Annotated in this window: 14 protein-coding genes; 2 read left to right on the top strand and 12 right to left on the bottom strand. The window is 64.4% G+C overall.

The genetic code is table 11. From position 1 onward, the window contains the following. The first annotated feature begins 39 nt into the window (after positions 1-39). Both treS and glgB read left to right on the top strand, forming a co-directional pair. Complete coding sequence (treS, locus tag HNO52_RS15730; protein ID WP_197566180.1) at positions 40-3,396, top strand: maltose alpha-D-glucosyltransferase; 3,357 nt, start codon at positions 40-42, stop codon at positions 3,394-3,396. Beyond that, the gene (gene glgB / locus HNO52_RS15735) at positions 3,389-5,611 is read left to right on the top strand and encodes a 1,4-alpha-glucan branching protein GlgB (RefSeq protein WP_197566181.1); all 2,223 of its coding nucleotides are present in this window, start codon (positions 3,389-3,391) and stop codon (positions 5,609-5,611) included. Before treS ends, glgB begins: the two co-directional genes overlap by 8 nt. Positions 5,612-5,621: 10 nt before the next feature. Here glgB and HNO52_RS15740 read toward each other — a convergent pair whose 3' ends face one another. The 12 genes from HNO52_RS15740 to doeA all read right to left on the bottom strand — a co-directional run bounded on the left by HNO52_RS15740 (position 5,622) and on the right by doeA (position 21,076). Further along, positions 5,622-6,305, bottom strand: a complete 684-nt coding sequence (locus HNO52_RS15740; RefSeq protein ID WP_197566184.1) for a haloacid dehalogenase type II — start codon at positions 6,303-6,305, stop codon at positions 5,622-5,624. Positions 6,306-6,391: 86 nt separating this feature from the next. After that, entirely contained in the window at positions 6,392-7,345 is a 954-nt protein-coding gene (locus HNO52_RS15745; protein WP_197566185.1) for a cyclodeaminase, read from the bottom strand. Positions 7,346-7,363: 18 nt separating this feature from the next. Then, a complete protein-coding gene (eutB, locus tag HNO52_RS15750) occupies positions 7,364-8,362 on the bottom strand; it encodes a hydroxyectoine utilization dehydratase EutB (protein WP_197566186.1) in 999 nt (332 codons plus the stop codon). Positions 8,363-8,489: 127 nt separating this feature from the next. Further along, on the bottom strand, positions 8,490-9,914 hold the full coding sequence (locus tag HNO52_RS15755; RefSeq protein WP_197566187.1) for an aminotransferase: 1,425 nt from the start codon (positions 9,912-9,914) through the stop codon (positions 8,490-8,492). Positions 9,915-10,192: 278 nt separating this feature from the next. Next, positions 10,193-11,692, bottom strand: coding sequence for an NAD-dependent succinate-semialdehyde dehydrogenase (locus HNO52_RS15760; RefSeq protein ID WP_197566189.1), 1,500 nt, complete (start codon positions 11,690-11,692; stop codon positions 10,193-10,195). A gap of 188 nt (positions 11,693-11,880) precedes the next feature. Further along, on the bottom strand, positions 11,881-14,658 hold the full coding sequence (locus HNO52_RS15765) for an aminotransferase class I/II-fold pyridoxal phosphate-dependent enzyme (protein WP_197566190.1): 2,778 nt from the start codon (positions 14,656-14,658) through the stop codon (positions 11,881-11,883). A gap of 69 nt (positions 14,659-14,727) precedes the next feature. Next, entirely contained in the window at positions 14,728-15,711 is a 984-nt protein-coding gene (locus tag HNO52_RS15770) for a C45 family autoproteolytic acyltransferase/hydrolase (RefSeq protein ID WP_197569264.1), read from the bottom strand. A gap of 41 nt (positions 15,712-15,752) precedes the next feature. Then, positions 15,753-17,225 (bottom strand): biotin carboxylase, encoded by a 1,473-nt coding sequence (locus HNO52_RS15775; RefSeq protein ID WP_197566191.1) that lies wholly within the window; start codon positions 17,223-17,225, stop codon positions 15,753-15,755. A 39-nt stretch (positions 17,226-17,264) separates the two neighbouring features. After that, positions 17,265-18,134, bottom strand: coding sequence for a carbon-nitrogen hydrolase family protein (locus tag HNO52_RS15780; RefSeq protein WP_197566192.1), 870 nt, complete (start codon positions 18,132-18,134; stop codon positions 17,265-17,267). A gap of 192 nt (positions 18,135-18,326) precedes the next feature. Further along, positions 18,327-18,806, bottom strand: a complete 480-nt coding sequence (locus tag HNO52_RS15785; RefSeq protein WP_197566193.1) for an Lrp/AsnC family transcriptional regulator — start codon at positions 18,804-18,806, stop codon at positions 18,327-18,329. Positions 18,807-18,849: 43 nt separating this feature from the next. Further along, complete coding sequence (doeB, locus tag HNO52_RS15790) at positions 18,850-19,863, bottom strand: N(2)-acetyl-L-2,4-diaminobutanoate deacetylase DoeB (RefSeq protein WP_197566196.1); 1,014 nt, start codon at positions 19,861-19,863, stop codon at positions 18,850-18,852. 13 nt (positions 19,864-19,876) lie between these two features. After that, positions 19,877-21,076 (bottom strand): ectoine hydrolase DoeA, encoded by a 1,200-nt coding sequence (doeA, locus tag HNO52_RS15795; protein ID WP_197566197.1) that lies wholly within the window; start codon positions 21,074-21,076, stop codon positions 19,877-19,879. Between the last annotated feature and the right edge of the window lie 48 nt (positions 21,077-21,124).

Genomic DNA, 21,124 nt, shown 5'->3' on the forward strand with positions numbered 1-21,124 from the left:
ACTGGGTTTCGTACCGACACAAGCAGGGAGAGCAAGGCCATGATGGATGCCAGCAGCGAATCGCACGCCGTCGAGACCCTCGATTTCCTCGACGATCCCCTCTGGTACAAGGACGCCGTGATCTATCAGGTGCACGTCAAGTCGTTCTTCGATGCCAACGACGACGGTATCGGCGATTTCAAGGGACTGATCCAGAAGCTCGACTATATCGTCAGCCTCGGCGTGAATACAGTCTGGGTTCTGCCGTTCTACCCCTCGCCGAGGCGCGACGATGGCTACGACATTGCCGAATACACCGGCGTCAGCCCGGACTATGGCAGCCTGGAAGATGCACGGCACTTCATCGATGAAGCGCACCGTCGTGGGCTGCGGGTGCTGACGGAGCTAGTCATCAACCACACCTCAGACCAGCATGAATGGTTCCAGCGCGCCCGGCGGGCGCCGCCCGGCTCACCGGAGCGGGATTTCTATGTATGGTCGGACACGGACCTGAAGTATCCCGGCACGCGCATCATCTTTCTTGATACCGAAGCGTCCAACTGGACTTGGGACCCGGTGGCCGGCGCCTACTACTGGCATCGCTTCTATTCACATCAACCCGATCTCAATTTCGACAACCCCCAGGTGCTGGATGAGGTCCTCAAGGTGATGGAGTACTGGCTCGACCTGGGCGTCGACGGCCTGCGCCTGGACGCCATTCCGTACCTGGTCGAGCGTGAAGGCACCAACAACGAGAACCTGCCCGAGACCCACGAAGTACTCAAGAAGATTCGCGCGGTAATCGACGAGCGTTATCCGGACCGCATGCTGCTCGCCGAGGCCAACCAGTGGCCGGAGGATACCCGCCCCTATTTCGGCGACGGTGACGAATGCCACATGGCCTTCCACTTCCCGCTGATGCCGCGCATGTATATGGCCCTGGCTCAGGAGGATCGCTTCCCGATCACCGACATCCTGCGCCAGACACCGGAAATACCCCCCAGATGCCAATGGGCCATCTTCCTGCGCAACCACGACGAGCTGACGCTGGAAATGGTCACCGACAAGGAGCGCGACTACCTCTGGAATCACTACGCTGCCGATCGCCGCGCGCGCATCAACCTGGGGATACGCCGTCGCCTGGCGCCGCTGCTCGAGCGCGACCGCAGGCGAGTCGAACTGCTCAACAGCCTGCTGCTATCGATGCCGGGCACACCGGTGCTCTACTACGGCGACGAGATCGGCATGGGCGACAACATCTACCTCGGCGACCGCGACGGGGTGCGCACGCCCATGCAGTGGTCAGTGGACCGCAACGGCGGCTTCTCCCGTGCCGACCCGGCAAGCCTTGTGCTGCCGGCTATCATGGACCCCCTCTACGGTTACCAGGCCGTGAACGTCGAAGCTCAGCTGCGCGACCCGCACTCGCTGCTGAACACCATGCGGCGCCTGCTCGCCGTGCGCGACCAACACCGGGCCTTCAGCCGCGGCACGATGCGGCCACTCTACCCGGCCAATCGGCATATCCTCGCCTACCTGCGTGAGATGACGCTCGACAGTGGTGACACTGAGACGCTGCTGTGCGTGGCCAACATGGCACGCACCGCCCAGGCAGTGGAGCTCGACCTCTCAGCCTTCGCCGGCCAGGTGCCGGTGGAGATGGTCGGCGGCAGTGCCTTTCCGCCGATTGGACGGACCCCATATCTTCTCACCCTGCCGCCCTACGGCTTCTTCTGGTTCCTGCTGGCGCCGGAGTCCGCCATGCCGGAATGGCATGTGCCGGCACCCGAGCCCATGCCGGAATACGTCACGCTGATCATCAAGCGACAACTCGAGGAGATTTTCCAGGCCCCGGCGCGGCATCTGCTCGAACGTGAAACCCTGCCCAGCTACCTGCCCAAGCGGCGCTGGTTCGCCACCAAGCAGGCCCATATCGATCAGGTGCGCATGCTCTACATGGCCCGGCTCGAGCACAGCCAGCACGCCATGCTACTCACGGAACTGGAGGTGCAACACGCCGAGGGCATCGAATGCTACCAGTTGCCGCTGGCGTTTCTGGGCGAGGAGGAACACACCAGCGCCCTGCCCCAGCAACTCGCCATGGCCCGCGTTCGCCGCTTCCACGAGGTAGGGCTGCTGACCGATGCGCTGGCGCTGGATGCCTTTGCCCTGGCGGTTCTCAATGCCATACGCCAAAGCGTCAAATTGCCTTGCGGCAGCGGTGAGGGTGAGATCCGCTTCGTGCCCACGGCCGTGCTCACCGAACTGGAACTGCCCGATACTCTCGACGTGGAGCAGCAGAGCGCGGAGCAGTCCAACAGCTCAGTCATCATCAGCCGTCAACTGGTGCTCAAGCTATTCCGCAAGGTGGAGCCTGGATCCCACCCCGAGGCGGAGGTCGGCCGCTATCTCACCGAGCGCGGCTTCAGCCATTGCGCGGCACTGCTGGGCGAGGTGACCCGTTTCGACGAACAGGGAACGCCCCAGACGTTGATGATTCTGCAGAGCTTCATCGACAACCAGGGCGATGCCTGGGCATGGTTCCGTGCCACGCTGGGACGTGCAGTCCGCGAGGCAATGACCGAGCAGGATAAGAGACATGGCGGCGTTTACGAAGAGACGGGCTATGGCGCCTGCGAGGAGCTGGAGACTTTCTCTTCCACGCTGGGCAAGCGTTTGGGCGAGATGCATGCCGTGCTGGCCTCGCCCAGCGACGAACCGACCTTTCGCCCTCAAATCGCTTCAGACATCCATGTCGAGAAGTGGACACGCCGGGTGCGCGAGCGCGTCGAGGAAGCCTTGGCGCTTCTCGAGCGCCATGCGAAGCAATACGGCGAGGCCGAGCGGCAGCTGATCGAACGGATCCTGGCCAGCCGTGACTCGCTCTCGGCCGCCATAGACTCCATCGCCGAGCTGGCCGAGGGCAGCCTTCTGACACGTATTCACGGCGACCTGCATCTGGGCCAGGTGCTGGTAGCGCATGACGACGCTTACATCATCGATTTTGAAGGTGAGCCCGACCGTCCGCTGGAGGAGCGCCGCGCCAAAGACAGCCCGCTGCGGGACGTGGCGGGAATGCTGCGCTCCTTCGATTACGCCTTCGCCCGAGTGGAGGAGATACACCCCGGCAGCGAAAGCGAAGAGTGGCAGGACGGCAGTGGCCATGAAGTGGCGGAGCGCTGCCTGCTTAACGCTCGTCAGGCCTTCCTCAACGCCTACTGGTACGCCACGCAGGACCTGCCGCACGAGTGGAAGCATCCGGCCGGCGCCGCCGCGGCGGTCGACCTGTTCGTCCTCGAGAAGACCGCCTACGAAATCGCCTACGAAATTTCCAATCGTCCTGCCTGGCTTGGCGTGCCGCTGCGTGGTCTGGCAGCGCTGGTCGAGCAATGGGACAAAGGAGAGCCAGATGAATGACTTTACCGCCAGGCCAATGCCGGACCCGAGCCTGTGGCTCCCCGAGGAAGAAGCGGAGGCACTGGCGTGCGGCAGCCATGGCAATCCGTTTTCGGTACTCGGCGTTCACGAGAGCGATGATGGCCCTTTCCTGAGAGCTTTCCTTCCCGGCGCTCTTGGCGTCGACGTGCTCGATCGCCAGGACGGCAGCTTTCGCTGCTGCCTGACGGGTGTGCAGATTCCCGGCCTCTTTGCCGGCCGCCTGCCGCATGCGGCGCCCTACTCCCTGCGCATTCGCTGGCCCAGCGGGGAACAGTTGACCGAGGACCCCTACAGCTTTGGCCTGCTGCTCGGTGAAATGGATCTCTACCTGATCGGCGAGGGAACTCACCGCCACTTGGGCCAGTGTCTGGGAGCCCAGCCCATGGAAGTGGATGGCGTGGAGGGCGTGCGCTTCGCCGTCTGGGCGCCCAATGCCCGGCGGGTCTCGGTAGTGGGCAACTTCAACAGTTGGGATGGGCGCCGCCACGTGATGCGCCTGCGCCATCCCGCAGGCGTGTGGGAGCTGTTCGTGCCGCGCCTCGGACCCGGCGAATCGTACAAGTTCGAGATTCTCGATGCGCAAGGCGCCCTCGGCCTGCGCGCCGATCCCGTGGCGCTCGCCACCGAGACCCCGCCGAACACCGCCTCGGTAGTGGCCGACACCCGGCCTTTCCCCTGGCATGACGACGAATGGCTCGCCCATCGAGGCGAAAGGCACGCACCGAACCGACCGATCAGCATCTATGAAGTACACGCTGCTTCATGGCGCAAGCACGGCGGCGACAACGGCGAGCTCTACAGCTGGCGCGAGCTGGCCGAGCATATGATTCCCTACGTCCTGGAAATGGGCTTCACCCATGTCGAACTGCTGCCCATCATGGAGCATCCGTTCGGCGGTTCCTGGGGCTACCAGCCCTTGAGCCAGTTCGCCCCAAGCGGTCGCTTCGGCACACCCAACGACTTCGCCTATTTCGTCGATGAGTGCCATCGGGCGGGACTCGGCGTGATACTCGACTGGGTACCGGCTCACTTCCCCACCGACCCCCATGGCCTGGCGCGCTTCGACGGCACCGCGCTATACGAATACGAGCACCCTTTCGAGGGCTTCCATCAGGATTGGGATACCTTCATCTACAACTGGGGGCGGCGCGAGGTGCACGGCTTCCTGCTGGCCTCGGCGGTGCACTGGCTGCGCCATTTCCATGTCGACGCGCTGCGCGTCGATGCCGTCGCCTCGATGCTCTACCGCAACTATTCGCGCAACGAGGGGGAGTGGATCCCCAACAAGCACGGCGGGCATGAAAACCTGGAGGCAATCGACTTCCTGTGCCACCTCAATGACGTCGTCAGCGAAGAGGCCCCCGGTGCGGTGGTAATTGCCGAAGAGTCCACGGCCTGGCCCGGGGTCACCCAGCCCACCGCCGAGGGCGGCCTGGGTTTCGCCTACAAGTGGAACATGGGCTGGATGCACGACACCCTGAACTACATCGGCGAGGACCCCATCCATCGCAGGTACCATCACCACAACATGACCTTTCCCATGGTCTATGCCTTCTCGGAGCGCTATGTGCTGCCGATTTCCCACGACGAGGTGGTGCATGGCAAAGGGTCGCTGATCGGCAAGATGCCCGGCGACGAATGGCAGCAGTTCGCCAACCTGCGCGCCTATCTCGCCACCATGTGGACACAGCCCGGCAAGAAGCTGCTGTTCATGGGCTGTGAATACGGCCAGTGGCGAGAATGGAGCCATGACCGCGAACTCGATTGGTTCCTGCTCAACGAGCCGCGCCATAGCGGCGTACGCCAACTGCTCACCGACCTCAACCAGCTTTACGTGGAGCACTCGTCCCTGCACGAATGCGACTTCGATCCTCACGGATTCACTTGGGTGGTGAGCAACGACGACACCAATAGCGTCTTCGCCTGGCTGCGGTGGAGCGCTAAGGGAGAGCCGCTGCTGATCGTCGCCAACCTGACGCCGGTTCCCCGCGAGGGCTATCGTCTGGGCGTGCCACGGCCAGGACGCTGGGAGGAAATCCTCAACAGCGATGCCGAGTGCTACGGTGGCTCGAACCTGGGCAATCTGGGCCAGTTGGAATCCGAAGATTCGCCACTTCATGGCCAGACCGCCAGCCTGGCGATGACGCTACCGCCACTAGGGGTGGTGGTGCTCCGCCCTGCCGAGCCGGCTTGAGTCAACCCCCCTAGCCCAGCCGCTCTGCGAGAACGCCCAGGTCTGTGACGGTCAGGTCCGGTTCGACGCCCCAGGGGTCGAAGGGCGCGTCGAGGCTGCGGCGCACCCAGGCAGCGTGCAGCCCGGCATGGCGGGCGCCGATCACGTCGAAGGGATTGCTCGAGATCAGCCAGGTATCGCCGGGGGCGACTTCCAGCCGGTAACGCAGGTGAGCGTATACGGCGGGGTCGGGCTTGAAGCGCTTGACCTCGTCGACGCTTATCACCGCCTCGAAGCGTTCGAGGATACCGGCCTGCTCGAGCAGGCCGTTGACCGCATCGGAGGTACCGTTGGAGAAGGCGACGCAGCGCATGCCGGACGCGGCCAGCCGCTCCAGAGCGTCGGCGGCATCGGGAAAGGCCGGCAGGCGGGCATAAACCGCCATCAGGTGATCCTTGTCGACGTCCGACAGCTGGGACTGCAGCGCACGATCGGTGAAGTCCAGCGCTTCACGCGTGCACTGTCCGAAGGGGACGTAGGCCCCCATCAGACCGCGGCGAAAACTGTACTCCAACTGCTTGTCGCGCCAGCGCCGCGAAAACTCCACGGCGAGCGAGTCCTTGCCGCTCCTGCCGAGCCGCTCCTCCAGTTCGGTGACCACGCCGTGGGTATCGATCAGGGTACCGTAGACATCGAAGGCAAGTACCGTTGCCATCTGCTGTGCTCCTCGTTTCACTTGGCCAGTCCTCAGCATGGGCACTGCCGCTCCCGGGCTCAAGCAACGCGGCAGCATTATCGGCTTCACTCGCTTGCCAACCGCGACAGCGCGAAGCTGGCAATGGCGGTGTCCTGCACCCCGGTGCCGGTCAGGTCGCACACCGTGATGGCAGTGTCCGAAACCCGCAGTCGTTCGCCGCGCACGATCACCCGCCCCAGCTCATGGACCTTGAACGGGGGCTCACGCCCCTCATTGGCGAAAACCTTGAGTTCACCGTTGTGCTCGCTCTGGGCGCGGGTATCGCAGACGAAGGCATCGGCACGAGTCAGTACCGACTCGTCGAGCTCACGCTTGTCGGGGCTGTCCGAGCCCATGGCGGTGACGTGGACGCCGTCGGGCAGGTCGCTGGCCTGCAGCAGCGGCTCCCGGGAAGGCGTGGCGGTGACGATGATGTCGGCCTGCGCGCAGGCGGCGTGAACGCTGTCGTGCATGCTGACGGTGAGTCCCCGGCTGCGCATGCGGTCGGCGTAGGCCTCGGCACCCTCAGGACGGCGCGCCCAGACGTCCAGGGTATCGATGTTGCGCACCAGGCGCAGTGCCTCGACTTGGCGCTGGGCCTGCTCACCGGCACCGATCACCGCCACCCGACGACTGTCTTCGCGGGAGAGATGCTTGGCGGCGATGGCTCCAGCAACGGCGGTACGCACCATGGTCAGGTAGCCATCCTCGAACAGCACCGCCTCGACCCGCCCCGTCTCGGCAGAAAACAGCAGCATCAAGCCGCTGAGGCTCGGCAGGCCGCGCTTGGGATTGTCGAAGGAGCCGGTACTGACCTTGATGGCGAAGCGCTCCCAGCCCTTGATGTGCGCCGTCTTGACGTCGACCTCGCTATTAAACTCCTCCATCGACATCGACAGGATTGGCGGCTGTATGGCCTCGTCGCGACCCAGGGCAGCGAAACCCGCCTCGACCTGGCGCAGCGCCTGCTCGTCGATACCGACTACTGCCTCGATTTCGTCGCGCTGAAAGAACTTCATCCTCGACTCCTTTTTCGTCTACCTGCCGCTCATGGCCCGCGCCCGATCCAGCGTCCCCAGGGCCACGCCGTTGCCGGAAAGGATCAGCACCACCCGCTGGCCGCTCACGTCCAGGCCATGCTCGGCGAGCGCGGCCAGCCCCACCGCGGCGGCGCCTTCCACCAACAGTTTCTCATGCTCGAGAATGTCGACCATGGCGTGAGCGATGGCCGTCTCCGAGACCTTAAAATGGTCGTTCATCACGTCGCGTACCAAGGAAAAGGTACAACGATTGTCGAGGCCGATGCCGCCGCCCAGCGAGTCGGCCAGGCTCTCGACCTCTTCCACTGCCACGGGCCGGCCCGCCTGCAGGCTCTCCCACATCGCCGCACCGCGTGACAGGCTCACGCCGGTCATGCATGTCTCGGGGCAGATCGCCTTTACCGCCGCGCCGATTCCGCCGAGCAGCCCGCCGCCGGATAGCCCGACAATGACTCGGTCGAGGTCCGGCGCGTCCTCCATCAGTTCCAGGCCGATGGTGCCCTGACCGGCCGCAATCAGCGGGTCATCGAAGGGCGGGATCAGGGTCATGCCGCGCTCGGCCACCAGCCGCTCGACCTCGTCGAAGGCCTCGTCCTGGCTCTCACCCACGCGCCGCACCTCGGCGCCCAGTGCCTCGATGGCGGCCACCTTGTTGCCCGGCACCAGACGCGACAGGCAGATCGTCGCCGGCACGCCGAGCCGGGCCGCGGCGTAGGCCACCGCACGGCCGTGGTTGCCGGTGGATGCCGTGGTCACGCCGGCAGCCAGGGCCTCACGGCCATGGCGCTCGATCAGCGCAGCGATCATGTTGACAGCGCCGCGCAGCTTGAAGGCGCCGGTCGGCTGCTGGGTTTCCAGCTTGAGCAGAATCTCGGCATCGAAACGCTCGGAAAGCGCATGAGAACGGATCAGCGGCGTACGTACCACCTGGCCGGCGATGCGGCGACGCGCTTGATACACGGAAGCGAGGGAAACACCGTGCTGGGGTTGCGACATGCGATGCTGTCTCAGCGGCTCGTGGCAAAGGAGAGAGGTTATTCCAGACTAGAAAAGGTTGCCGACAAGGGCCAAGAAAAAGGCCGCGGGTTCGATCCCCGCGGCCTTAGGACTCCGCTTGGACGGATTAGCCGACCGACATGCTGGCCTTGACGACACCTTCGCGGACCAGTTGGTCAGTGACCTTGTTGACCGCGCGCTCGGCGCGGGCGACGATCTCGTCGACCTCGGCGCGGGTGGCCACCAGCGGCGGCGCGAAGCCGAGGATGTCGCCCTGCGGCATGGCGCGGGCGATCAGGTTCTCGTCCAGCGCCGCTGCGGACATGCGCGCACCGACCTTGTGCGCAGCATCGAAGTGCTGGCGCTTGGCCGGGTCGACGGAGAACTCCAGCGCCGCCAGCATGCCCACGCCGCGCACGTTGCCGACAATGGGATGGTCGCCGAAGGCGGCCTGCATCTGCTGCTGCAGGTAGGCACCGGTTTCGGCGGCGTTCCGGGTCAGCCCCTCGCGCTCGATGATCGCCAGGTTGGCCAGCGCCGCGGCGCAGCCCAGGGCGTGGCCGGAGTAGGTCCAGCCGTGGCCGATGGGGCCATACTTGGCGGTGCCCTGCTCCAGTACGCTCCACACGCGGTCGCCGACGATCACGCCGGAGAGCGGCTGATAGGCGCTGGTCAGGCCCTTGGCGACGGTGATCAGGTCGGGCTTGATGCCGTAGAAATGGCTGCCGAAGTCGGCACCGACACGGCCGAAGCCGCAGACCACTTCGTCGGCGATCAGCAGCACGTCGTACTTGGCCAGCACCGCCTGGATCGCTTCCCAGTAGCCTTCCGGCGGCGGCACGATGCCGCCGGTGCCGAGCACCGGCTCGCCGATGAAGGCGGCCACGGTGTCGGGGCCTTCGGCCAGGATCATCTCCTCGAGCTTCCGGGCGCAGTACTGCGAGAACTCACGCTCGCTCATGCCTTCCTGCTCGGCGGCACGGCGGTAGTAGTACGGTGCCTCGGTGTGCAGGATACCGGCCAGCGGCAGGTCGAACTGGTCGTGGAACGCCTTGAGTCCGGTCAGCGAGCCGGTGGCCAGGCCCGAGCCGTGGTAGCCGCGCTGGCGCGAGATCACCTTCTTCTTTTGCGGGCGCCCCAGCACGTTGTTGTAGTAGCGCACGATCTTGAGCTGGGTCTCGTTGGCGTCGGAGCCGCCGAGGCCGTAGTAGACCTTGGACATGCCGGGGCCGGCGAGCTCGATGATCTTCTCGGAGAGCGCAATCTGCGGCTCGTTGGAGTGGCCCACGTAGGTGTGGTAGTAGGAGAGCTCCAGCGCCTGCTGATAGATCGCCTCGGCCACCTCGGTACGGCCGTAGCCGATGTTGACGCAGTACAGCCCGGCGAAGCCGTCGATGAATTCTCGGCCTTCCTTGTCGACGATGTGGATGCCCTTGCCGCCGGTGATCACCCGGCCCGGCGCGTCGCCATGGGCGAAGTCACGCAGGTGGGTGGAGGCGTGGAAGGTGACCTTGCGGTCGCGCTCGATCAGATCGCGGTGCTGCTGGCTCATTATGTTCTCTCTTCTCTTCAGGTTCCCGCCGCAGCGGGGAGATGTTCAAATTCGTATGTCGCAGTTGGGGCCGGCATGCGCCCTCTCGCGATGCCCAAGGACGAAACCCTGGGGCTACGCTTGCGGCTTGCGCGTCGGACCGGAACAAGGTCCCTCTTGCCGGTCGCAAACGCGCACGTCCTCGATCGACCTCCCTGTCGATCGCCGCGCGCCGCTGCGCTTGACCCAGCGCCCTTGGGTAAATATCGCTCGATGGTCCATCCCGGCCGCTTGCTCGGCTAGCTCCCGGAAACTGAACCTAGAGCTCCCAGACAGTAATATTTCGTCTCCAGGTATTCATCTATCCCGGTGATGCCACCTTCGCGGCCCAGCCCCGACTGCTTGACGCCGCCGAAGGGCACGGGCGGTCCGGTCATCTTCACCGAGTTGACGCTGACCATGCCGTACTCCAGTGCGCGCAGCAGCTTCCAGATGCGGCGAATGTCGTGGGTATAGACGTAGGCCGCCAGGCCGTACTCGGTGTCGTTGGCCATGGCAATGACTTCATCGTCGTCGCGGTAGGCTGTCACCCCCGCTACCGGAGCGAAGTTCTCCTCGCGCCACACCTCCATCTGCGGCGTCACACCCGTCAGCAGCACGGGCATGAAGAAGTTCTCGCCCGGCGCCTGGGTCTGGTCGCCGGCCACAAGCGTGGCGCCACGCGAGATGGCGTCGTCGACGATGGATGCAGCCTTGTCCACCGCCTGGCGATGGATCAGCGGTCCCAGGTCGATCTCGCTCTCCATGCCGTTGCCCACGGTCAATGCCGCCATGCGCTCGGCGAAGTGCGCCACGAACTCATCATGGATCGACTCGTGCACCAGGATCCGGTTGGCCGCCAGGCAGTCCTGGCCGGCGGTCTGGAACTTGGCCGCCACCGCGGCGAAGGCCGCCTCCTTGGGGTCCATGTCCGGGCCGACGATGAACGGCGCATTGCCACCCAGCTCCAGCGACACACGTTTCACGGTGCTCGCGCTCTGCTCCAACAGCAGCCGGCCGACGCGAGTGGAACCGGTGAAGGATAGCGCCTTGACGCGCTCTTCGGCACACAGAATCTTCGATACTTCGGCCGGCTCGCCCAGCACCACATTGAACACCCCGGCGGGGACGCCGGCACGCTCGGCCAGCTCGGCCAGTGCCAGCGCCGAGAACGGCGTCTCGCCGGCCGGCTTGACGATCACCGGACAACCGGCGGCCATGGCGGCGGCGGCCTTGCGGGTGATCATCGCCAGCGGGAAGTTCCACGGCGTGATCAGCGCGGCGATGCCCACCGGCTCCTTGATCGTGCCCAGCGCGGCGTTGGGGATGTGGCTAGGAATGGTCTCGCCGAAGGTACGCTTGCCCTCCTCGGCGAACCAACGTACGAAGCTGGCACCGTACTCCACTTCACCCCGGGCGTCGGGCAGCGGCTTGCCCTGCTCCAAGGTCATGATGGTGGCCAGATCCTCGCGGTGGGCCTGCAGCAGGTCGTGCCAGGCCAGCAGGCGCTCGCAGCGCTCGTCGGCACGCAGTGCGCGCCAGTGGCCGAAAGCCGCATCGGCGGCATCCACCGCCTCACGGATCTGGTGCGCCTCGAGCCAGGGGATGTAGCCGATGACCTCGCCGGTGGCGGGGTCGAAGACCGTCTCCTCACGGCCGCCGTCGCCGTGGGTCCACTGGCCATTCACGTAGGCGTGCTGACGAAACAGGCGCGGATCGTCGAGCATGGTGGACAGTGTATTGGTCAGCTTCATGTTCATGCGGCACCTCCCCTGACATCGGCTCACTTGCAGGGCCGACTTTGGCAAAAACGAGAGAGCAGCCGGCGGCTGCTCGATGGGTACAGGGTAAGGGCAAAGCTTGGGCGGGACTTTTCGTTAGCCCACAGAACAAGTGCGCTTTTTTTTGTCCTCCAAGGGGAAGTTGCGTTTTTTTCTGTGCGCGCCGCTCATGTCTCCGGCGGGGCGGCCAGTGCCGCCTCGGTGAATACCAGCAGGCCGAGTTCGGGCCGGTAGCCGTGGATCTCGGTGACATCCAGCGCCTGCAGGAAGGCGAGGATCTCCTCGCTGACCACCTGTCCCGGCACCAGCACCGGAAAGCCCGGCGGGTAGGGAATCACGAAGCTCGCCGAGACCACATCGCGACCGGCGCGCATCTCGACCTGGAGTTCGCCGTTATCGAAGCGCAGGTACTCGGTGTTCTCCTCGTCATAGCTGAGGAAATAGGCGCGGCGGATGTCGCCCTGGGGCGTCTCGCTGCACTGGCGGAAGGCGTCGTGGAAGCGGCTAAAATCGGGCAGCGGCGGCAGCTCCTGGGTCAGCGAGTGCACCCGGCGCTCGATGATCTTGCGTTCCGGCCGGCTGCTCTCCTCCCAGCGGTACTCGAACTCCTTGGCCAGCTTGATCAGCACGTCGAGCAGGTAGGCAATGGAGCCGCGGGTAGTGCCGATGTTGGTCATGAATAGCACGGTGTTGCGCGAGGTCTTGTTGATCTGGATGCCGTACTTGTTCATCAGGTACTCGTTCTTGAAGGCATCGCCGTCGACCCCGGTAGTGCCGATGGCAATGGTCACCCGGGTGGGGTCGACGACGAACTGGTCCCGCGCCCAGGCCTCCTCCATCTGGTTCCAGCCGGTCACCGGGTCGAAGTAGGACTCCACGCCGGATTCGCGATACTCGGCGGGCACCATGTCGCTGTTCTTCAGCACGCGAAAGTACTTCTGCAGCAGCGGGTGAGTATAGAGCTGCTCACGCAGCGACAGAGCCGTTTCCACCTGGGCGTGAACCAGCTCGAAGCCCTCCATCTCGGCCTGCATGCGACCTACGTCCAGCGAAGCGACGATCTGGTAGTTGGGCGAGGTGGAAGTATGCGTCATGTAGGCTTCGTGGAAGGGAGCCTCGACCTTCTGACGGAAGTCCTGATCGTAGACGTGGATCATCGAACCCTGGCGCAGCGAGGTCAGGGTCTTGTGGGTGGAGTGGGTGGCATAGGTACGGATACGCACCGCATCCGGGTCGGGCATCAGCCGCCGCTCCAGCCAGGTGGCGTCGTCGTCGGGATCGAGCTTGTCGAACTCCGCCTTCCACGCCGCGTACTCCTCGCGGTAGGCCTCGCTGCGATAGCGGTCGCGCAGCGTACGCGCAGCGTGCATGGCCGTGCGCGGCCGATAGGTGGGGTTGAAGGTGGCGAAGGCGAACCACGCCTCGTCCCACAGGAACACCAGGTCGGGCTTGATCGCCAGGCACTCCTCCATTACCCGGCGCACGTTGTAGACCACACCGTCGAAGGTGCAGTTGGTCAGCAGCAGCATCTTGACCCGGTCGAGTTCACCGGCTCGCTTGTACTCGAGTAGGGTCTTCTTGATCTCGTGCAGCGGCACCGCACCGTACATCGAGTAGTCGTTGAGCGGATAGGAGTCGAGATAGCTGACGTGGGCACCGGCGAGCACCATGCCGTAATGGTGCGACTTATGGCAGTCGCGGTCGATCAGTACGATGTCGCGCGGCTTGACCAGCGCCTGCACCACGATCTTGTTGGCGGTCGAGGTGCCGTTGGTGACGAAGAAGCTCTGGCGCGCGCCGAAGGCCCGCGCGGCATACTCCTGGGCCTTCTTGATCGGCCCGTAGGGCTGCAGCAGCGAATCGAGCCCGCCGGAGGTGGCCGAAGTCTCGGCAAGGAAGATGTTGATGCCGTAGAAGTCGATCATGTGACCCGCCCAGTGCGAGCGGGTCACCGACTTGCCGCGCGAGATCGGCATGGCATGGAAGACCCCGGTGGGCTTCCGGCTGTACTCGCGCAGGGCGTCGAAGAACGGGGTGCGGTAGCGGCTGTCGATGGCACGCAGGATGGTGTGGTGCTGCTCGATGTAGTCGGTTTCGCGATAGAAGATGCGGTTGAAGTAGCGAATGTCGCGGCTCGCCGTGGCCTCGACATCACCGCTGGTGACCAGGAATTGATCGATCTCGGGGCGCAGCTCGTGGATCATCGAGCTCAACAGGATGCTGCGCTCGGCCTCGGTCTGGTGTTCCAGTTCCTTCTCCGACAGGCCCTCGAGGTAGTTGCGCAGGGCGCTCAGGTTGTACTTCGACTTGTAGGGGAACTCGTAGCGGATCAGGCAGGCCTGGATGTTGGGGTTGACCAGCACCGCGATCAGGGCGTCTTCGAAACTGCGCACCGTCACTACGTCGTAGACGAAGCGATCCTCCGGCCGCCGCATGTTGTGAAAAGCCTCGCGGACGACCTCCTCCTCCTGGGGCGACAGGTTGTCGACGATCAACAGCTCGAAGTAGGGCTGCGCCGAGCTGTTGGAGGCGGGATGTCCGCGCCGCAGCTGGGCCAGGGCGTCGAGGGCCTCGAGATCCTCGGCGTTGGCATCGGTCTCGGAGAGATCCACGTGACGACGCCGATAGGATTCGCTGATCAACGCCCGCACCAGGCGCTTGACCACCTTCTCCAGCAGGATGTACTCCTCGCGGTCGAACAATGACCACAAATGGCGGAAGTCCTCCTTGGAGGGGAAAGCGTGGTAGTCCTCGATGATTTCGAGCCGCGTCAGCTTGACGTCGATCGCCTTGACCAGATTACGCGCCCGGCTCTCGTCGCCAAGCCGCACCAGCTGGCCTAGGTCGCGCTTGAGCGCGTTCCAGGTATCGGCACGCAGTTGGGAAATCTTGTGATAGAAGCCCAGCGCAGTATAGGGCGTTTCGGTATGGCTGCTCTCGTGCATGGCGGCACCCTTTCCATCGTTGTTTGTTATCGTCTTTCCGCCGGCGACGACTCACAGCCGCAGTACCGGCTACCTGGGGCCGTAGCGGACCCGTATTTCCGTTTCGGGGAAGTGGTCGAAAGCCAGATCGAGGGATTCGCCCGGCCAGCGGTAGCTCACCTGCCCCGTCGTGGGCCAGTAGGCCGCGGTATAGATGGTACCGAGCCCGCGCCCGTAGTCGCGGCGAAACAGCGGCGGTGCGGCAAAGGCTTCGAGCAGGCGCCTTTCGGTAGTGGCCGGGTCATCCACCAGGATCGACAGCTGGCGTTCGCGGATGAGGGTTTCCGAGGCCAGCGCATGGGCGTACCACTCGATCTTTTTCTGGTGGTTGGTGGCCACCGGCACCCGCCGGATGCTGGCGCGACGATCGGGGCCGATCATGGCCGTGACGTAGCGGCCGGCAGCATCGGTCAGGGTGATGTTGTAAGCCATGTGGGTGGGGACCCGGGCCAGCACCTCGGCAGCCTCGGGGACGCTGTCGCAGAACTCCAGCAGGTAGCGCAGAATGATGGGGGCGCCGAAGCCCTCTCCCACCGCCTTGCGCCCGCCGAAGGACAGCGATACGGCGAGCCCGCGGTCGTTCATGCCGTCCAACACCCCCCACAGGCAGTCGGTCATGGCGATCACTGCGCGCCCGTTCCAGCGGGTATGCAGGACGGTGCCCTCGCACAGTTCCGGCGGGTAGTCGTAGTTGCGCGCCAGCAGGCTGGAGCTATGCCGGGCCAGTACCGCCTGGGAGCAGCCGGTGATGTAGGGTGGCGGCTGGTAGAGGCTGAGGAAACGCGCCGCCAGGTCACCGCCGCCGGCCAGCGCGCAGAGTGCACCGTAGGTCTCGAGCAGTTCCGGCATGTGCCGGCGCAGGGCGTTGTAGCAGCTCAGGTACGCCGGCCGCTCCCGTTCGCCCTCGGCCAGGTACCACGCCTCATAGGCCGGCCAGTGGTAGTCGAACAGCGACTGCCACTTGGGCCCCGGCACTTCCTCGTGCAGGGAGCGGAACACCAGCGATTTCTCCATTTTCACCTGCCGCGCCTCGTGCTGCCCTTCGACCTCGACGTTCACAGTATCTTGAAGTTGCTGCCGCCGATGGCGTGGGTCACGGCAACCTCCTCCACCGCCGGGTCCTGCAGCGGCTGGCCGGCGTATTCGCCGCGAATGCCCTCGATCCAGGCGCGGGCCCTCTCGGTGAGCTGGAAGTCGTCGTCCATCAGGCGTCCGCGGGTGATCAGGATACCCAGGTCGGCTCCCTCGTAGCGGAAATCACCCGCCCCGCTGATGCGCAGGAAGAAGGCTTCGCGATCGTTCTCGGCGGAATGGGGATGATAGCTGTAGTGGTCGTAGCCGATCTTGCCGTCCTCGGCCATGGTCCAGACCCCGGTGCGCGGTGCCTGAGTCAACAGGTCGACGCTCTCGTCGGTGTGCTTGATCACCAATTGGCTCCAGCTATCGACGCTGTCCGGATGCGACCAGCGCTCGTTGATCTCCTCGATGTCCAGCTCGAAGTCGACCTCGGAGAACTCCAGCAGATGGAAGAGGAACAGCGGAATGTCGGAGTGGGCGAAGGCCGCCACGTTGGTCAGCGAACTGGCGCCGGTGACGCGCGGGTTGAGCTCGCCCAGGAAGACCTCGCCGTTGTCCATGTCGATCAGGAAGTCGAGCTCGAAGTAGCCGCGATAGCCCTCCTCGCGCAGCGCCTCGCCGAACTTGAAGGTGTACTCGCGCGCCTTGTCGCGGACTTCCTGGCTGAAGGCGCCGGCAAACATCTCGTTGCCGCACCAGCCGCCCTTGTAAGGCGTCAACGACTTGAACCCGACCAGTTCGGTCATCAGCGGGCCGACCACAGTGCCGCAGCGGGTGGCACAGGCCTCGATCGCCGAACCGCGGCAGTTGATGCGCTTCATGATCTTGACCTCGGGTTCGGCCTCGATCTCCTCGGCATGCTTGTAGTAGTCGTCCTCGCTGGCGATGAAGAAGGTGGTATGCCCGGAGTCGCCGTAGGCGGTCTGTACCACCAGATCGTCGCCCAGCTCACGACTCACCTCGAGCAGTTCCTGATAGCTGCCGACCTTCGCCAGCACGTTGGGCACGCTGGGCACGCCGGCCTTGTTGCCGATACGCACCGTCTCGATCTTGTTGTCCATCCGGCTGCGCAGCGCCGCCGGCGGAAAGGCGACCCGCAGCCCCAGTTGATGGCAGATTTCCTCGGTGTACTCGTCGAACATCAGGAACGCCGCCACACCGGCGCTGTCGCCGGAGGCCCTGGACTGGATAAAATCGATCACCTCCTTGTGTTCGAGCAGGTAGTTGTTGATGTCCTCGATGCTCTCGAAGTCGCGCGGGAACTTCTCCTTGGGCACGAAGACGTTGCGCTGCTGGCCGTCGAAGCAGTCGATGTAGTTGATATGGCGAAAGCCGCCCACCCAGTCGCCGATGCCGAGCAGATTGAAGTTGGTGGCGGAGATGAAGTAGACGGGCTCCTTGTTGTTGCGAAAGTGGCGACGCACATCGGCAATGTTGTTGATCTTGTTCATTGTGTTCGCTCCATCGATGGCAGGCGGTATGGGTGGTGATCAGTACTCCTCGATATCCGTGCGCTGAGGCTTGGCCAGCGGCCCCAGGCTCGAGAGAAAGGGCAAGGCGTCTCGTTCGGCGCGGTAGACGGTAAAATCCACCTGGCGGTCACGGAAACTCTTGAGCGGCTGGCCCAGGCCACGCAGGCCGGTCTCGCGCTCGCGCCGCACGCGGTTGAAATCCACTTCGATGGGCATGATCTCCTCACCGGTGCCGGCCTGGTGAATGACGTCACCCGAGGGCCCGACGACGATGGAACGGCCATTGCCGAGAGCCCCCGCGCCGTTGATGTCGAAGAAGTAGCACTGGTTGACCGCGGCATTGGTGCGAGCAATGGAGAGTTCGATGTCGCGGTCGATGGTATCGGTCATGGTCGGGTGGAGGATCACCTCGGCGCCCATGGCGGCAAGGGTTCGGGTGGTCTCGGGAAACCACATGTCGTAGCAGATCGACACGCCGAAGCGGCCGACGTTGGGAACGTCGAAGAGCACGAATTCGCTGCCGCTCTCCACCCCGGCCTCGTAGGGCCGGAAGGGGAACATCTTGCGGTAGCGCGCCACTACCTGGCCGTGGGGGTCGATCACCGACAGGGTGTTGTAGATGCCAAGCTCGGTCTGCTCGAACATCGAGCCCGGGATCAGCCAGATACGGTACTGCTCGGCCAGCTGGCAGAAGAATTGCTCGACGTGGCTCGGCAGCAGGTGGGCATGGTGTGGTGAGGAACCCAACGGCATCAGCTCGCTGAACAGGACCATCTGCACCTGTGGGAAGCGGCTCATCAGCACATCGACCCGGTGGCGCATGGCCTCGGTGTTGTCACCGTGATGCAGGGCCTGCATCTGCACACCAGCGATGGTGAAGTAGGACATGGGCATCTCTCTGCGTCAGGCGATCTCGTTTCAGGGCGCTTCATCTCGTCCGGCACCGCTGCATCGTGCCGGAGGGATCGCCCGGCCAAGTGAGCTCTTGCTCACCCTCGCCTTTAGCTTATGCCATGTTGCCGCTCGGGTATCAACGTTGAGTCCTCGTTGGCCGCCGCGCTGGGCAAGCCTCGCGGAGCATCAGGAGGGAAGGAAATCGCCCTGCTCCAGGCCTGGGGCGGGGCGCTTGACCGCCTTGGTCACGATATAGGTGAAGTAACGCTCGATACCGGCGTCGGAGGTCAGCCATTCGTCGATCAGACGCTGGTAGGCATCCACGGAGTCGGCCTCGACTCTCAGCAGGTAGTCCACACCGCCGCCCACGGCCACGCACTCGGTGACCTCGGGCGTGTCGTGAACCAAGGCTTCGAAGCAGGCGAAGCTCTCGGCATTGTGCTGCTTGAGTTCGATCTGTACCCACACCGGGGTACGCTTGACCAGCGCATGGGAATTGATACGGGCACTGTAGCCCTCGATGATGCCGGCCTTTTCCAGCCGCCGGACCCGCTCCCAACATGGGCTGACCGAGAGGTTGATCGCCTCGGCCAGCTTCGACTTGGTGATGCGCCCGTCGCGGGACAGGATCTCGAGTATCTTCAGGTCATAGCGATCAAGCTTCATCGTTCTCTCTTTTATTCAATCGGGCGCGGCCGGAACATCGCCTTCAGCCCAGCGAATCCACCACCTCGGCGATCACCGCGATGGTGTCGCCCATGTTGACCAGTGCCGGAAAGCGCCGCGCGGCCAGGATACCGTCGCGGCCTGCGCGGTATTCCACCGGCGCGCTGCCGCTGCGGGTCATGTCGTAGATCCGGGCAATGACCTGCCCCTTCTCGACCTTGTGGCCCAGCGCCAGCGTCAACTCGAGCAGGCCGGTATGTTCGCTCTGCACGTAGCAGCTGGCATCGGGCATGTCGAGATAGACCTGGGGCTCGGCGGGCATCTTCACCTCGCCCTCGACCAGGCCGAAATGAATCAGGAAGTTGCTCACGCCGCGTTCGGTGATGGCCAGGCTCTCGGGCGTCGAGGTGCCGCCGCCGCCCAGCTCAGTGGCAACGAATACCTTGCCCTGGCTCTCCACTGCGGTGTCGAACAGCGCCGCGGCATCGAGCTCGAACATCATCATGGCGTAGGGGGCGCCGAACGCCTTGGCCCCCTCCAGCGCCTGACGCTGCTGCTCGGGATTGTCGAGCACGTGGGAAGCGCCGAAGGGAATGATATCCAGGGTGCGCCCACCGGAGTGCAGGTCGAGCACCACGTCGCACATCGGCACCAGCACACGGGTGAAGTAGTCGGCGATCTTCTGCGTCACCGTACCATCGGGGTCGCCGGGAAAACTGCGGTTGAGGTTGCCGCCATCCATCGGCGAGGTACGTCTGCCGGCCATGGCTGCCGGCAGATTCATCATCGGCACGATGATCACCCGCCCGCGCACGTCCTCGGCACGCAGTTCGCTGGTGAGCTTGATCAACGCGGTGATGCCTTCGTACTCATCGCCGTGGTTGCCGCCGGCCAACAGCGCCGTAGGCCCCTCACCGTTCTTGATCACGGTGACCGGGATCATCACCGCCCCCCAGGCCGACTCGTCGGTGGAGATCGGCAGCTTGAGGAAGCCATGCTGGACGCCGTCTGCGTCGAAGTCCACGGTGGCGCTGATCGGGCTGGGTCGCTTGCTCATCTTGGCTCTCTCCTCATTTCACGAATAGCTGGCGCGGGAAGCTGGCCAACGATTCGCAGCCGGTTTCCGTGATCAGGATGCTCTCGGTAATTTCGAGTCCCCACTCGTCCTGCCACATGCCCGGCATGAAGTGGAAGGTCATGCCGGGTTCGAGAATGGTCTCGTCGGAGGGACGCAGGCTCATGGTGCGTTCGCCCCAGTCCGGCGGGTAGCTGATGCCGATGGGATAGCCGCAGCGCGCACCGCCGCGGTCGAAGCCGTACTTGTCCATGGCCGCGCCCAGCGCCATGGCGATGTCGGCGGTACGGTTGCCGGGCTTGGCCACCGCCAGTCCGTTCTCGATGCCTTCAAGCAGTGCCGATTCGGCGCGCACGAACTCCTGCGGGGGGCGGCCCAGGAACACGGTGCGCGACATGGGCGCGTGATAGCGCTTGAACACCCCGGCGATCTCGAAGAAGGTGCCCTCGCCCTTGCGGAAGGGGGTATCGTCCCAAGTCAGGTGTGGTGCGGCGGCATCCTTGCCGGTGGGCAGCATGGGCACGATGGCGGGATAGTCGCCACCATGGACCTTGCCGTGTTCGTCGACCCAACCTTCGATTCCCACCCGATAGATCTCGGAGACCAGCTTGCTCTTGGGCAGGCCGGGCTCGATCACCTCGAGAATGCGCGAGTGCATTCCCTCGACGATCTTGCCGGCGACGCGCATGTAGGCGATCTCCTGGGGAGACTTGATCGACCGGCACCAGTTGACCAGCGAGTTGGCATCCATGAAACGCGCATGGGGCAGCTCTCGCAGCAAACTCTGGTAGGCCTTGGCCGAAAAATAGTAGTTGTCCATTTCCAGCCCCACCACCCCCTCGTGCCAGCCGCGGTCGGGCATGATCGACTGGGCCAGGTAGTCCATGGGGTGCATGTCCGGATTCTGGACGTAGTAGTCGGGGTAGTACGTGATGTTGTCGGGATCGATCCAGCAGGTGCGCAGCGCCCCGTTGGCATCCATGCGACGTCCATACCAGACCGGCTCGCCTTCCAGGCCCACCAGCACGCACTGATGCACATAGAAGGACCAGCCATCGTAGCCGGTCAGCCAGGCCATATTGGAAGGATCGCTGATGACCAGCACGTCGATCCCGCGGCTGGCCATTTCGGCACGTACCTTCCAGAGCCGGCTTGCGTATTCTTCACGAGTGAAGGGCAGGGATACCTGAGTCATTGGGCCACTCGCCATCGCATCACCAAGAGCCAGCCACCTCCCCAGGAG

Origin of the sequence: Halomonas sp. MCCC 1A13316 (assembly GCF_014931605.1) — a bacterium.
Classification (GTDB): Bacteria; Pseudomonadota; Gammaproteobacteria; order Pseudomonadales; family Halomonadaceae; genus Halomonas.

What these genes read in the sequence shown, in the direction of transcription:
- treS (WP_197566180.1), top strand. Translation starts at nt 40, where the DNA reads ATGATGGATGCCAGCAGCGAATCGCACGCCGTCGAGACCCTCGATTTC.
- glgB (WP_197566181.1), top strand. Translation starts at nt 3,389, where the DNA reads ATGAATGACTTTACCGCCAGGCCAATGCCGGACCCGAGCCTGTGGCTC.
- HNO52_RS15740 (WP_197566184.1), bottom strand. Translation starts at nt 6,305, where the DNA reads ATGGCAACGGTACTTGCCTTCGATGTCTACGGTACCCTGATCGATACC.
- HNO52_RS15745 (WP_197566185.1), bottom strand. Translation starts at nt 7,345, where the DNA reads ATGAAGTTCTTTCAGCGCGACGAAATCGAGGCAGTAGTCGGTATCGAC.
- eutB (WP_197566186.1), bottom strand. Translation starts at nt 8,362, where the DNA reads ATGTCGCAACCCCAGCACGGTGTTTCCCTCGCTTCCGTGTATCAAGCG.
- HNO52_RS15755 (WP_197566187.1), bottom strand. Translation starts at nt 9,914, where the DNA reads ATGAGCCAGCAGCACCGCGATCTGATCGAGCGCGACCGCAAGGTCACC.
- HNO52_RS15760 (WP_197566189.1), bottom strand. Translation starts at nt 11,692, where the DNA reads ATGAACATGAAGCTGACCAATACACTGTCCACCATGCTCGACGATCCG.
- HNO52_RS15765 (WP_197566190.1), bottom strand. Translation starts at nt 14,658, where the DNA reads ATGCACGAGAGCAGCCATACCGAAACGCCCTATACTGCGCTGGGCTTC.
- HNO52_RS15770 (WP_197569264.1), bottom strand. Translation starts at nt 15,711, where the DNA reads ATGGAGAAATCGCTGGTGTTCCGCTCCCTGCACGAGGAAGTGCCGGGG.
- HNO52_RS15775 (WP_197566191.1), bottom strand. Translation starts at nt 17,225, where the DNA reads ATGAACAAGATCAACAACATTGCCGATGTGCGTCGCCACTTTCGCAAC.
- HNO52_RS15780 (WP_197566192.1), bottom strand. Translation starts at nt 18,134, where the DNA reads ATGTCCTACTTCACCATCGCTGGTGTGCAGATGCAGGCCCTGCATCAC.
- HNO52_RS15785 (WP_197566193.1), bottom strand. Translation starts at nt 18,806, where the DNA reads ATGAAGCTTGATCGCTATGACCTGAAGATACTCGAGATCCTGTCCCGC.
- doeB (WP_197566196.1), bottom strand. Translation starts at nt 19,863, where the DNA reads ATGAGCAAGCGACCCAGCCCGATCAGCGCCACCGTGGACTTCGACGCA.
- doeA (WP_197566197.1), bottom strand. Translation starts at nt 21,076, where the DNA reads ATGACTCAGGTATCCCTGCCCTTCACTCGTGAAGAATACGCAAGCCGG.